Annotated in this window: 13 protein-coding genes and 1 pseudogene; 10 read left to right on the top strand and 4 right to left on the bottom strand. The window is 70.8% G+C overall.

What is annotated here, in order from left to right; all coding sequences use genetic code 11:
- Position 1 precedes the first annotated feature (1 nt).
- The 6 genes from A2790_RS04810 (at position 2) to moaC (ending at position 3,941) form a co-directional block, all read left to right on the top strand.
- Positions 2-241 (top strand): MoaD/ThiS family protein, encoded by a 240-nt coding sequence (locus tag A2790_RS04810; RefSeq protein WP_293388240.1) that lies wholly within the window; start codon positions 2-4, stop codon positions 239-241.
- The gene (locus A2790_RS04805) at positions 238-678 is read left to right on the top strand and encodes a molybdenum cofactor biosynthesis protein MoaE (RefSeq protein WP_293388238.1); all 441 of its coding nucleotides are present in this window, start codon (positions 238-240) and stop codon (positions 676-678) included. Before A2790_RS04810 ends, A2790_RS04805 begins: the two co-directional genes overlap by 4 nt.
- Before the next feature lie 103 nt (positions 679-781).
- Positions 782-1,054, top strand: coding sequence for a hypothetical protein (locus A2790_RS04800; protein ID WP_293388235.1), 273 nt, complete (start codon positions 782-784; stop codon positions 1,052-1,054).
- 12 nt (positions 1,055-1,066) lie between these two features.
- Positions 1,067-2,884, top strand: coding sequence for a glutamine--fructose-6-phosphate transaminase (isomerizing) (gene glmS, locus A2790_RS04795; RefSeq protein WP_293388233.1), 1,818 nt, complete (start codon positions 1,067-1,069; stop codon positions 2,882-2,884).
- Between the two features lie 41 nt (positions 2,885-2,925).
- Positions 2,926-3,474 carry a molybdenum cofactor biosynthesis protein B gene (moaB, locus tag A2790_RS04790; RefSeq protein ID WP_293388231.1) on the top strand — a complete coding sequence of 183 codons (549 nt, stop codon included), beginning with the start codon at positions 2,926-2,928 and terminating at the stop codon, positions 3,472-3,474.
- Positions 3,474-3,941: a cyclic pyranopterin monophosphate synthase MoaC gene (moaC, locus tag A2790_RS04785; RefSeq protein WP_293388228.1), complete on the top strand. Its 468-nt coding sequence runs from the start codon at positions 3,474-3,476 to the stop codon at positions 3,939-3,941. The genes moaB and moaC overlap by 1 nt, the downstream gene beginning before the upstream one ends.
- Here moaC and A2790_RS04780 read toward each other — a convergent pair.
- Entirely contained in the window at positions 3,938-4,804 is an 867-nt protein-coding gene (locus A2790_RS04780; RefSeq protein WP_293388225.1) for a bifunctional regulator KidO, read from the bottom strand. The two genes, moaC and A2790_RS04780, sit on opposite strands and share 4 nt — an antisense overlap.
- Positions 4,805-4,919: 115 nt before the next feature.
- Between A2790_RS04780 and A2790_RS04775 the strand changes: the two are divergent.
- A pseudogene (locus tag A2790_RS04775) lies at positions 4,920-5,798 on the top strand (XdhC family protein); the annotation flags it as partial.
- Positions 5,799-5,821: 23 nt separating this feature from the next.
- On the opposite strand, the gene glp reads toward A2790_RS04775, so the two are convergent.
- Both glp and A2790_RS04765 read right to left on the bottom strand, forming a co-directional pair.
- On the bottom strand, positions 5,822-7,012 hold the full coding sequence (glp, locus tag A2790_RS04770; RefSeq protein ID WP_293388222.1) for a gephyrin-like molybdotransferase Glp: 1,191 nt from the start codon (positions 7,010-7,012) through the stop codon (positions 5,822-5,824).
- Positions 7,012-8,193, bottom strand: coding sequence for a Xaa-Pro peptidase family protein (locus tag A2790_RS04765; RefSeq protein WP_293388219.1), 1,182 nt, complete (start codon positions 8,191-8,193; stop codon positions 7,012-7,014). The genes glp and A2790_RS04765 overlap by 1 nt, the downstream gene beginning before the upstream one ends.
- 108 nt (positions 8,194-8,301) lie before the next feature.
- Here A2790_RS04765 and A2790_RS04760 point away from each other — a divergent pair, with 108 nt between their 5' ends.
- From A2790_RS04760 to A2790_RS04750, 3 genes are read left to right on the top strand one after another with little or no spacing between them, the layout of a single operon-like run.
- Positions 8,302-9,213, top strand: coding sequence for an aminotransferase class IV (locus A2790_RS04760; protein ID WP_293388216.1), 912 nt, complete (start codon positions 8,302-8,304; stop codon positions 9,211-9,213).
- Entirely contained in the window at positions 9,210-9,935 is a 726-nt protein-coding gene (locus A2790_RS04755) for a hypothetical protein (protein WP_293388213.1), read from the top strand. Before A2790_RS04760 ends, A2790_RS04755 begins: the two co-directional genes overlap by 4 nt.
- 20 nt (positions 9,936-9,955) lie before the next feature.
- Positions 9,956-11,317 (top strand): M20/M25/M40 family metallo-hydrolase, encoded by a 1,362-nt coding sequence (locus A2790_RS04750; protein WP_293388210.1) that lies wholly within the window; start codon positions 9,956-9,958, stop codon positions 11,315-11,317.
- A 6-nt stretch (positions 11,318-11,323) separates the two neighbouring features.
- On the opposite strand, the gene A2790_RS04745 is transcribed toward A2790_RS04750, so the two are convergent.
- Positions 11,324-12,178, bottom strand: coding sequence for a dienelactone hydrolase family protein (locus A2790_RS04745; RefSeq protein WP_293388207.1), 855 nt, complete (start codon positions 12,176-12,178; stop codon positions 11,324-11,326).
- Between the last annotated feature and the right edge of the window lie 69 nt (positions 12,179-12,247).

Below are 12,247 nucleotides of genomic sequence, written 5' to 3'. Positions count from 1 at the left end.
CGTGGCGCGGGTGCTCCTGTTCGGCCCTCTCCGCGACCTTGCCGGCTGGCGCGAGCGCGATGTCGAGGCGGCCTCGCTCGCCGCCCTGCGCGGGGCCTTGGCGGCCGAGGACGCGGCGCTGGGCGAAGCCCTGGGCGGCCCGGGCGTGCAGACCGCCGTGGATCAGGCTCTGGTGCGGGGCGACGCGCCGCTGTCGCCCAGGAGCGAAGTGGCCTTCCTGCCCCCGATGAGCGGCGGATGATCAGGCTCGTCGAAACAGCCTTCGACCCGGGGGCCCTGCTCTCCGAGTTCACCCGCGGCCGCAGCGAGACGGGCGCCGTTGCGACCTTCACCGGCATCGCACGGGCCGAGGCGGGGGCCACCACCGTCCTGGAGCTAGAGGCCTATCCCGGGTTCACCGAGGCCGAGATCGGCAAGATCGCGGAGCAGGCTCGCGAGCGCTTCGGCCTCCACGACCTGGCGATTCTGCACCGGGTCGGAAAGATCGGCCCCGGGGAGCCTATCGTCTTCGTGGCGACTGCGGCCGGTCACCGACGCGCGGCGTTCGAGGCGTGTGACTTCCTCATGGATTACCTCAAGTCCCGGGCGCCCTTCTGGAAGAAGGAGCACGGCCCGGGCGGGGCGCGCTGGGTCGAGCCGACGGCCCAGGACCACGCCGACCGCGAGCGCTGGACATAATATAACACGTTCGACGAACGTGAAATCGTCGGCATATCCAGGCTTGCCCGAAATCGGGCAAGGGCGTTGTCTGGCGGGAATGCGAGCGCCAGAACACCCCTCGATGTCGGATGCGGGCGACCTGGACGATCTCGTGGCCTATGTGGCGCGGTCCAGTGGCCTCGATCCGTTGCAAGCGAGGCGGATCGTCGATGACGTGCTCACCTACCTGGGCGAAGGCCCTGAGGATTTCGTTCGCCGCCGCCATGCGGCGCTCCTCCGGCTGGGCCGGCGTAACGATGAGATCTACGGCCAGATCGCGGGCGAGCTCGTCCAGCGCCGCTTCCCGGCTCCGCCCTACAGCCTCCGCCAGATCCGCCGGATCATCTACGGCTGAGGCGCACGTCTGATGTGCGGGATCGTCGGCTACATTGGGCCGCGGATGGCCCTGCCGCTGTTGATCGAGGGCCTGCGGCGACTGGAGTACCGTGGCTATGACAGCGCGGGGGTTGCGATCGCCGCCGCGGGCGGCCTGACCGTCTACAAGCGCAAGGGCAAGGTGCGGGAGCTGGAGAGCGTCCTGCCGCCCGAGCTGCCAGGCGCGGTAGGCATCGCCCATACCCGCTGGGCGACGCACGGCCCGCCGAGCGACGTCAACGCCCATCCGCACACCGACGCGAGCGGGCGGATCGCGGTGGTCCATAACGGCATCATCGAGAACGCCGCCGAACTGAAGCGCGCGCTGCAGGCCGACGGCGTGGCGTTCCGGTCCGAAACCGACACCGAGGTCCTGGCGCACCTGATCGCCCGCCGGCCGGAGGCCTCCCTTGCCGAAGCGGTCCGCGCCGCCTTGCGTCAGGTGAAGGGCGCCTACGGGATTGCGGTGATCGACGCCGCCCGGCCCGAGGCCATCGTCGCGGCGCGGAATGGCGGGCCCGTGGTGATCGGCGTGGGCGAGGGCGAGATGTTCGTCGCCTCGGACGCCGCCGCGCTGATGGGCCACGCGCGCTCGGTGGCGCACCTCGACGACGGCGAGGTCGCGGAGATCCGGGCTGATGGCTTCTCGGTCCTGACCCTGGATGGCGGCCAGGCGACCAAGGCCACGCTCGAGCTTTCGGGCGACGTCGCCGGCTTCGACAAGGGCGACTACGCCCACTTCATGCGCAAGGAGATCGGCGAGCAATCCGAGGCGGTGCGCCGCACCCTGCTGGGCCGCCTGGACCATCGCTTCTCCACCGCCCACTTGGGTGGGATCGAGCTGGCTGCGCGGGAGATGCTCGACATCCGGCGGGTGAAGATCCTGGGCTGCGGCTCGGCCTTCTTCGCGGGTACTCTGGGCGCGCATCTGATCGAGCAGCTGGCGCGCATCCCCGCCCACGCCGAGCCGGCGTCGGAATTCCGCTACCGCAACCCGGTGATCGAGCAGGACACGCTCTACATCGCCGTCAGCCAGTCGGGCGAAACCTTCGACACCCTGGCCGCCATCCAGGAGGTGAAGCGCAAGGGTGGCCGAGTGCTGGGCGTGGTCAATTCGGTAGGATCGACCATCGCGCGCGAGTGCGGCCGCGGCATCTACCTGCATGCCGGGCCGGAGGTGGCGGTTGTCTCGACAAAGACCTGGACCTCCACCGCCGTCGCCTTCGCCCTGCTAGCGCTGCAGCTCGGGCGCGTGCGCGACCTGTCGGCCGGGCAGGGGGCTCGCCTGCTGGCCGCCCTGGCGGCCCTGCCGGACCAGATCGCGGACATCGTGGCGCGGGAAGCCGAGCTCGCGCCTCTAGCCGCACGCCTTGCCCGCGCCGACCACGCCTATTTTCTCGGCCGTGCGGCCGGCTACGCCGTGGCGATGGAGGGGGCGCTGAAGCTGAAGGAGATCAGCTATCTCCACGCCGAGGCCTATGCCGCGTCCGAGCTCAAGCACGGCCCCCTGGCGCTGATCTCCGCCGACACGCCCACCCTGATCGTCCTGCCCGACGACGACCTCTTGCCCAAGAACCTCTCGACGATCGCCGAGGTGCGCACCCGGGGCGGGCCGGTGGTGGCGATCACCCACCCGGGCGTCGAGGCCCCCGGCCTGGAGGCCAGCTTCGCCGTGCCCCGCTCCGAGCCGGAGCTGGATCCGATCCTGCTCAACATCCCGCTGCAGCTTCTGGCCTATCAGGTGGCGAAGGCGCTGGGCCGCGACATCGACCAGCCCCGCAACCTGGCCAAGTCGGTGACGGTGGAATAGGGGCGGGCGCCCGCGCTAGATTGGCGGCGAAGGAGCTTCCCATGAACGCGTTCACGCCCGGCGGCCGGATCGACACCGCCCGCCAGCTCAAGCCGGTGAAGATCGCCGTCCTCACCATCTCGGACACCCGGGACGAGGAAAGCGACACCTCCGGCCACCTCCTGGCCCAGCGGGTGACCGACGCGGGCCATGAGCTCGTCGACAAGGCGATCGTCACCGACAGCATCGTGGCGATCCGGGAGAAGATCGAGGCCTGGGCCGCGTCCGGTTTCGTCGAGGCGATCGTGACCACCGGCGGCACCGGCATCACTGGCCGCGACGTGACGCCCGAGGCCGTGCGCCCCCTGTTCGACAAGGAGCTCGACGGGTTCTCGGTGGTCTTCCACATGGTCAGCTACCAATCGGTGGGCCTGTCGACGCTGCAGTCGCGGGCGCTGGCCGGGATCGTCAAAGGCGTTTTCGTCTTCTGCCTGCCCGGCTCGAACGGCGCGGTGAAGGACGGTTGGGACAAGGTGATCTCGGCCCAGCTCGACAGCCGCCACGGCCCCTGCAACATGGTCGAACTCATGCCCCGGCTGATGGAAGCCTAGTGAGCCGCCTCACCCACATCGACGAGACCGGCCGCGCCCGCATGGTCGACGTCTCGGAGAAGGCCGTGACCACGCGCGAGGCGGTGGCCGAGGGGTTCGTTCGCATGCGTCCGGAAACCCTGGCCCTGGCGGTGTCCGGGGAAGGCAAGAAGGGCGATGTCCGCGCGGTCGCCGAGATCGCCGGCGTGATGGCGGCCAAGCGCACGTCGGACCTCATCCCCATGTGCCACCCGCTGCCCATCGCCAAAGCCGAGGTGCGCGTCGAGCCTGGCCAGGGCGGCCTGGTCGTCACGGCGCGGGTGAAGACCACCGGCCAGACGGGCGTGGAGATGGAGGCGCTGACCGCCGCGTCGGTGGCCTGCCTGACGCTCTACGACATGCTGAAGGCGGCCGAGAAGGGCATGGTGATCGAAGCGGTGCGGCTGGTCTCGAAGACCGGCGGAAAGAGCGGAGACTGGACCGCCTAAGCCGCGGCCCAGCTCAGGGCGTCGGGATCGTCGATCGCCATCTCGTCCCAGTCCAGGTCCGGCGGCGGGCTCATGGCGGCCGCCACCACGGCGCTCATCTCGGCGGCCGAGGTGACGCCGACCAGGACGTGAGCGGCTTCGGGACGCGTCAGGGCGAAGCCCAGGGCGGCCTGCAGCGGGTCGGAGCGGCCCTCGGCGATCAGCCGGCGCGCGCGGGAGATGCGGCCCGCGGCGGCCTTCAGATGGCTGGGCGCCCGATCGGGCGGCAGGAACAGGACCCCGTTCAGGAAGATCGAGCGCAGGTGTACCTCGATGCCCATCTCGGCAATGGTCGAGAGCGAGCCGTCCAGCAACAGCCGCTGGTCGAGCAGCGAAGCCGGCGCCTGGACCAAGTCAGGCTTGAACCGGCGAGCGACGCCCACCGGATCGTCCGAGGCGTAGACCGGCACGCCGATCCGCCGGCAAAGGCCTTCGTCCTTCAGCGCCTTGAGACGATCCCAGAGCTGAGGACCCAGGGGCGAAAACAGGTCAGTGGCGGACGGCGCGACGATGGTGTCCACGCGCTCGACGCCTAGCCGCAGCATCTGCGCCCGCAGCTCGGCTTCCACCATCTCGGGGCCCCGGTCGGGGCGGACGCTGGTCAGGGTGAGGCGGAAGGGGTTGGGCTGGGGCAGGGCCCCGCGCAGCAGACCGTCCGCCGTGGACGAGCCCCGGGCGACTTCCAGAACCGACAGGCCGGAGCGGCCGGCGATCGACAGGATGTCCCTGGCCTCAGCCTCCCGCGGCTTCCCCCGCGGGCCGGGCGGCTGATCGAGACCGAACTGACTGGTCCCGAGGCCGAGCTTGCTGAGGGGTGAGGTCATGCGCCCTGAAAAGCTTGGTCTATTCCGTTCGAAGGGCCATTTTGCCGCAGGAAAGGCTAAGAAGCCGTATCCCTGCGAAGGTTAAGGTGTGATTGACCCTCTTCCCGAGTGGCCGATGTTCGGCGTCGCCGAGGACGTGCGTCCGGCCCTGCGCCGCGCCGCGGAAGAGCACCGGGCGCTGGTGCTCGCGACCCTGGTCTCGGTGGAAGGCGGCGGGCCCCGTCCCGAGGGGACGCAGATGGTTTTCGCCCCTGGAATCCTGGCCGGCTACTTCTCAGGCGGGTGCGTCGAGGGCGACGTCGCCGGCCACGCCTGGGCCTGCCTCGAGGACGGGGCGCCGCGGACGCTGGTTTATGGCGAGGGCAGCCCCTGGCCCGACATACGGCTGCTCTGCGGTGCGCGGATCGAGATCTTCCTCGAACGAATCACCGCGGGTGATTCGGCCCTGGCCGAACTGCTGAGCGCGACGGCCGAGCGCCGTCCCGTGACCTACGTCAGCGACGGGACGACCCGGCTCTGTGCGGCGGACGTCTCCCCGTGGCCGGAGGCGGCCGTGGTGAAGCACTATGAGCCGACGCCGCGCCTCGTGGTGGTGGGGGGCGACCCCACGGCCCTGGCGATCGCCGAACTGGGGGTGAAATCGGGATTCGAGACCACCCTGGTGCGTCCCAAGGGGCCCGAGGCGCCGCCGCCGATCCCCGGCGTGGCTTATCGGCGCGACGAGCCGGCGCCGGCGCTGGCGGCCATCGGTCTTGATCCCTGGACCAGCGTGGCCGTGGCCACGCACGACCTGGAGACGGACCGCGCGGCGCTGAAAGCCGCCCTGCCGTCGCAAGCCGGCTACGTCGGCCTGCTGGGCGCGCGGCGACGGCTGGCGGGGCGGCTCGCCGAACTACAGGCCGAGGGCATGGCTGAAGGCGCCTTGGCCCGACTGCACGCCCCCATCGGCCTCGACATCGGCGGCAAGGCGCCGTTCGAGGTGGCCGTGTCGGTGATCGGCGAGATCACCGCCCTGCGCTATGCCCGCGGAAGCGGCAGCACCTCCACCGCCTCCCCGGCGGCAGCGGCGGGGGCGCCGGCCGGCCGCTTGAGCAGGGCGTCGGCCGCCGAGAAGACGCTGACCAACGAAGAGTCCTGATCCCCGAAGGGCTGGGCGGTGATCGCCTCGGCTTCGAAGCTCAGTTTCGCCCGCATCCAGTGCTCGCGCGGCCCGTTGGCCGGCAGTGGCAGGGACAGCCTGGCCGCGACCATCCGGAGGTCCGGCGCCGCGCCCGCATAAGCGGCCAGCAGCGGCCTCAGGAACAGCTCCGCGCAGACCAGGGCCGAGGCGGGATTCCCGGGCAGGCCCAGCATCCGCCGACCATCCTCCAGCACGCCGAAGAAGGTGGGCTTGCCCGGCCGCACGGCCACGCTGGCGACCTTCATCTGCAGACCCAGGGCCTCCGCCGCGGCGCGCACCAGGTCATGGTCCCCGACCGAGGCGCCGCCGACGGTGACGACGAGGTCGCCCTCCGCGCGCCGCAGGGCCTCGACCGTCGCCGCAAGCTCGTCCTTCACCGGCCTCGCACGATGCACCTCGGCGCCCCACGCCGTCACCAGCGCCGCAAGGGCGCGCGACCCGGAATCGTAGATCTGGAACGGCCCAGGCACGGCCGGCGCCTCGACGATCTCTTCGCCGGTGGAAAAGAGGGCGACCCGGGGCCGGCGCGTAACCGACAGCTCTGCGCGCCCCGCCGCGGCGGCCAGCGACAGGCGCCAGGGATCGATCCGCGTTCCCCGGGACAGCAGCGCGGTCCCGGCCCTGAAGTCTCCCCCCGCCGGCCGGATGTGGCGCCCGGCCTCCACCGCCGGAACGGTGACGGTCTCGCCCTCGCGGCGGGCGTCCTCCTGGATCACCATAGCGTCGCAGCCGGCGGGCAGTGCTGCGCCGGTGAAGATCCGCACCGCCTCACCGGGCTGGACCACGCCGTCGTATCCGTGGCCGGCCGCACTCTCGCCCACGATGCGCAGGTCGCCGGGCGTATCCGCACTGCGCACCGCCCATCCATCCATCGCCGAGGCGGCGAACGGTGGCTGGTCGCGTACCGGAGTCACGTCTTCCGCCAGCACCCGGCCGATGCTGTGCTGGATGGCCACGGCTTCGGCGGGCAGGGCGGCGACCTCCGCCAGCATCCGCGCCCGCGCCTCGTCGACGGACAGCAGCTTCATCAGACCGGCCGGTCGATGGCGGGCTGGGGCGGCGTGAACCAGGCCGCCCCGTCCTCCGTCACGTGGAAGTGGTCCTCGAGCCGAACGCCGAACTCGCCCGGGATCACGATCATCGGCTCGTTGGAGAAGCACATGCCGGGCTGCAGCGGCGTCTTGTCGCCGCGCACCAGATAGGGCGCCTCGTGGATCGACAGGCCGATGCCGTGGCCCGTGCGGTGCGGCAGGCCCGGCAGCTCGTAGTCGGCGCTGAAGCCTTCCTCCGCGAGCACCCGACGGGCCACCGCGTCGATTTCCTCGCAGAGCACGCCCGGCTTCACGGCGGCGAAGGCGGCGGCCTGTGCCTTCTTCTCCACCTGCCAGACTCGCAACTGGTCCTCGGTCGGCTGGCCAAAGACGTAGGAGCGGGTGATGTCGGAGTTGTACCCCTGGACCCGGCAGCCCGTGTCGATCAGCACCAGGTCGCCGTCCTGCAGCTTCTGCTCGCCCGGCAACCCGTGCGGATAGGCTGAAGCCTCGCCGAACTGGACCGCGCAGAAGGATGAGCCGTCGTCGGCGCCCAGGGCCCGGTGCGCCTGGTCGATGAAGCGCCGAACCTCCCCCGTGGTGATCCCGGGCGCGAGGATGCGGGCGGCACGGCGGTGGACCTCCAGCGTCATGGCCTTGGCCTGGCTCATGAGCGCCAGCTCGGCCGGCGACTTGATCGACCGGCAGCCGTCGACCACCGGAGCGGCGTTGACCATCACCACCTCCGGCGCGGCCAGCCGCAGGGCGTCGAACATGGCGAAGGCCAGGGCCGGGTCGATGGCGAGAGATCCCGCGCCCCATTCCGCCAACACCTGCGCGGCCTGGACGGCGGGGTTCTCGTGCTCTTCCCACAGGCGCATCGGCGCCTCGATCCCCAGCGAGGCCCGCAAGGAGCCCTCTTCGAACCTGGGGCAGATCATCACCGGCTCGCCCCGCTTCGGCAGCAGCATGGCCACCATCCGCTCGGTGGCGTTCCAGCCGACGCCCGCGAAGTACCGCAGCGAGGCGCCGGCCCCGATGATCAGGGCGTCGGTGGTCATCAGCGACTGCGCCTTGGCCAGGCGGGCGAGCCGCTCCTCGCGCGTGATGGCCGGGGCCGGGTTGGGCCAGGGCTTGAGCTCCGCGAGCTCCCGTTCCGCCGTCGATCCGCCGATCATGCAAAACTCCTTGTCAACGCCCCCGCGCTCTACCTCCCCCGGGCCATTGCGGAAAGCGCGCTTCGCGAAACCCGGATGACAGGCGCGGGCGGCGCGTTAGGAAGGGGCATGGCTGGAAGTCAGGATTTCGCGGCGGACCCTCGGAACGCCGATCTCAAGGTCTATGTCAGCGGCCAGCTGGTCCCGAAGGACCAGGCGCGGGTCTCGGTCTTCGACGCGGGCTTCGTCCTGGGCGACGGGGTGTGGGAGGGTCTGCGGCTGCACAAGGGGCGGCTGCTGTTCCTGGAGACCCACCTGGAGCGGCTGTACGAGGGGCTGAAGGCCATCGCCCTCGACATCGGCATGACGCCGGCCCAGCTGACGGCGGAGATCCAGCGCACGCTGGACGCCAGCGGCATGGCGCACGGCGCGCACCTGCGGCTCATGGTGACGCGCGGCGAGAAGAAGGCGGTCAACCAGGACCCGCGCAACTGGCTGGGCAAGCCGACCATCGTCATCACGGCCGAGTACAAGGAGCCGTCGCCCGAGATCCTGACCCAGGGCCTCGCCCTCGCCACGTCGTCGATCCTCTGCACGCCGGCCGAGATGTTCGACATGCGGCTGAATTCGCACAGCCGGCTGGCGCTCATCCGCGCCCTGCTGGACGCGATCGAGAAGGGGGGCGACGAGGCCCTGATGCTGGACCCGAACGGCTTCGTGTCGAGCTGCAACGCCACCAATTTCTTCTGGGTCCGGGACGGCCGCGTGATGACCTCGACCGGTGACTACTGCTTCAACGGCGTAACGCGGGCCAACGTCATCGCCCTGTGCCGCCGCCACGACATCCCGATCACCTTGGGCGATTTCGATCTGGCCGACGTGGCGGAGGCGGACGAGGCGTTCGTGACCGGGACGTTCGGCGGCCTGACACCCGTGCGCAGCATCGACGGCCACGCCCTGCCCGAGGCGCTTCCCGGACCCATGACCCGCCGCCTGCGCGCCGCCTACGAGGCGCTGAAGGACGAGGACGCCGGCCTGTGACGGTGCGGATCGCCATGTGGTCGGGGCCCCGGAACATCTCCACGGCCATGATGCGCAGCTTCGAGAACCGGGCCGATTGCCGGGTGATCGACGAACCGTTCTATGCGGCCTATCTGGCGCGGACAGGCCTGGATCACCCGATGCGTGCGGCGGTGCTGGAGTTCCAGCCGCAGAACTGGGCCGAGGTCGTCGCCGGCCTGGACGCGCTCGACGGGCCGCTCGTCTACGAAAAGCACATGACCCACCACATGCTGCCCGGCTTCGGTCTGGACTGGTCGGCAGGCCGGGCCAACGCCTTCCTGATCCGCGACCCGGCCGAGGTGCTGGCGTCCTACACGGTCAAGCGCGCCGCGGTGACGCTGGACGACATCGGCGTCGTCCGGCAGCGCGAGCTCTTCGAGCGCGAGGCGGACCGGCTGGGGCGGGCGCCGCCGGTGGTGCAGGGCGCGGACGTCCTGGCCGACCCGCGCGGCATGCTGCAGGCGCTCTGCGCGGCCCTCGGCATAGGTTTCGACGCGGCGATGCTGAGCTGGCCCGCCGGCCGCCGCGACTCCGACGGGGTCTGGGCGCCCGCCTGGTACGATGCCGTCGAGCGTTCCACGGGCTTCGAGGCGCCGCGCGAGCGAGAGGCGCCCACCTTGCCCGACGAACTGCGCCGCATCGCCGAGGCGGCGCGCCCGCACTACGAGGCGCTGCGCGCGCACAGGCTTTCGCCGGCCTGAGCTTTGGGTATGGTCGCGGCATGCGCATCGCCATCCCCCTGTTCGCCGCCGCCTTCGTCGCCAGCACCGCTCAGGCTCAGCCCCTCGGCGGCGAACAGCCGCTGCTGAAAGAGGTCGCGGCCGCGGTCTCGCCCGCCCGCCAGAAGGCGAGCATCGAGAAACTGGTCTCGTTCGGCACTCGCCACACCGGCTCGGACACCAAGTCCGACAAGCGCGGGATCGGCGCCGCCCGTCGCTGGATCGCTTCGGAGTTCCAGGCGGCCTCTAAGGACTGCGGCGGCAGGCTGACGGTCGAGACGCCGTCCCGCGTGATGACCGCCGAGCGGCTGGCCGGGCCGACGGAGGTGATGAACGTGGTCGCCATCCTGCCCGGGACCAGCGATCCCAGCCGGGTGATCGTGATCTCCGGCCACTACGACAGCCGGGTCACCGATGCGAAAAACTTCACCGCCGACGCGCCGGGGGCCAACGACGACGGATCGGGCACGGCGGCGGTGATCGAGGCGGCTCGGGTGCTCTGCAAGCACCAGTTCCCCGCCACGCTCGTGTTCGCAGCCCTGGCCGGGGAGGAACAGGGCCTGCTGGGCGGCAAGATCCTGGCCGACTTCGCCGTCAGCAAGGGCTGGCGGGTCGAGGCCAACCTCAACAACGACATCATCGGCAACACCGAGGGCCTCGGCGGCGTGCGCGACAACACCCACGTGCGGGTCTTCTCGGAGGGCACGCGCTCCACCGAGACGCCGGAAGAGGCCAACCGCCGTCGTTACAACGGCGGCGAGGTCGACAGTCCGTCGCGCAATCTGGCCCGGTTCATGGACGGCGTCGCCGACCGCTACCTGACCAACCTCGACGTGGTGATGGTCTATCGCACCGACCGCTTCGGCCGCGGTGGCGACCAGGTGGAGATGCTGCGCGCCGGCTTCCCCGCCGTGCGGATCACCGAGGCGGTGGAGAACTACACCCGCCAGCACCAGGACCTGCGGACCGAGAACGGGATCAAGTACGGCGACACCATCGACGGCGTCGACTTCGCCTACCTGGCGCAGGTCACGCGGCTGAACGTGGCGACCATGGCCGCACTCGCCATGGCGCCGGCCCCGCCGACGGGCGTCGAGATCGCCGGCGCCGTCAGTCCCGACACCACCGTGAAGTGGAAGCCGGCCGCGGACGCCGCCGCCTACCGGGTCTGGTGGCGGTCCACGACCGATCCGCAGTGGCGCTATTCCCGCCTCGCCGGAACGACGGGCGAGGCGAAGCTGCCGGGCGTCATCATCGACGACTGGTTCTTCGGCGTGAGCGCGATCGGCGCCGACGGCTACGAGAGCCCGGTGGTCTTCCCGGGCGCCGCCGGCACGTTCGAGCGGGGCGGCGCGCCGAAGTAGCGGCCGTCAGCCCAGGTTCGACTTGTAGAGCTTCAGCAGCTCGGCCCAGGCCTTTTCGGCCGCGGCCTCGTTGTAGACGGGGCTGCCCTTCACGCACCAGCCGTGGCTCGCGGGATAGACCTCGACGATCGCCGGCCGTTTCGCCTCGACGAAGGCGGCCTTTAGCTGGTCCTTCTCCTGCGGCCGCTGCTTGTCGTCGTTTTCCGCGGTGGCGATGAGATAGGCGGCCTGGGTCCTGGGAATGCCCAGGTGCGGGCTCTGCGGGTCGGCGGTGACCAGGGCGCCGCTATGGAACGTAGCCGCCGCCCGCACCCGGTCCGCCTTCACGAGCGCGGTGGCGAAGGTGAGCGGCCCGCCCATGCAGTAGCCCTGCACGCCGATCCCCTTCTTCCGGTCCGTCTGCGGCTGAGCGTCCAGGAACTCGACATAGGCGGCCGCGTCCCGCTGTACGGCCTCATGCGTCAAGGCGGCCCGCATCGGCGCGATCTTGGCGCGGTGCTCGGTGTTGGCGAAATCGAAGGCCCCGTCGAACACCGGGGCCTTCCGCGAGCGGTAGTAGAAATTGGGGACCAGCACCACGTAGCCGGCGCTCGCCAGCCGCCGTCCCATCTCGCGGAAGACCGGTCGCAGCGAGAGGAAGTCGCACCAGATCAGCACCGCCGGCCAGCTTCCCTTCCCGGCGGGATAGTAGAGCGCCGCGTCCGCGACGCCGTCGGCGGTCTTCACCTCCACGTCCTTCTCGACCACGTCGGCGGCATAGGCCGAGGTGGCCGCGCCGGCGGCGGCCACGGACATCAGCCCAAAGGTCCGGCGCGAGACGGTCGGATCGTGGATCAGGCCTTCGTGGATATCGTCGCACATGGGAGCCTCCCGCTCGTTCTGTTGTGTGGACGCCAAGCGTCGGCCGGAATGTTGCGGCGTTATTTCCGG

It is taken from the genome of Phenylobacterium sp. RIFCSPHIGHO2_01_FULL_69_31 (assembly GCF_001824475.1).
In the GTDB taxonomy this organism is placed as follows: Bacteria; Pseudomonadota; Alphaproteobacteria; order Caulobacterales; family Caulobacteraceae; genus Phenylobacterium.
This window is presented reverse-complemented; position numbering and strand designations above follow the sequence as displayed.

Coding starts and splice junctions, on each gene's coding strand:
- glp (WP_293388222.1), bottom strand. CDS start 7,012: ATGAAGCTGCTGTCCGTCGACGAGGCGCGGGCGCGGATGCTGGCGGAG.
- glmS (WP_293388233.1), top strand. CDS start 1,067: ATGTGCGGGATCGTCGGCTACATTGGGCCGCGGATGGCCCTGCCGCTG.
- A2790_RS04800 (WP_293388235.1), top strand. CDS start 782: ATGTCGGATGCGGGCGACCTGGACGATCTCGTGGCCTATGTGGCGCGG.
- A2790_RS04745 (WP_293388207.1), bottom strand. CDS start 12,178: ATGTGCGACGATATCCACGAAGGCCTGATCCACGATCCGACCGTCTCG.
- A2790_RS04780 (WP_293388225.1), bottom strand. CDS start 4,804: ATGACCTCACCCCTCAGCAAGCTCGGCCTCGGGACCAGTCAGTTCGGT.
- moaB (WP_293388231.1), top strand. CDS start 2,926: ATGAACGCGTTCACGCCCGGCGGCCGGATCGACACCGCCCGCCAGCTC.
- A2790_RS04765 (WP_293388219.1), bottom strand. CDS start 8,193: ATGATCGGCGGATCGACGGCGGAACGGGAGCTCGCGGAGCTCAAGCCC.
- A2790_RS04750 (WP_293388210.1), top strand. CDS start 9,956: ATGCGCATCGCCATCCCCCTGTTCGCCGCCGCCTTCGTCGCCAGCACC.
- A2790_RS04805 (WP_293388238.1), top strand. CDS start 238: ATGATCAGGCTCGTCGAAACAGCCTTCGACCCGGGGGCCCTGCTCTCC.
- A2790_RS04760 (WP_293388216.1), top strand. CDS start 8,302: ATGGCTGGAAGTCAGGATTTCGCGGCGGACCCTCGGAACGCCGATCTC.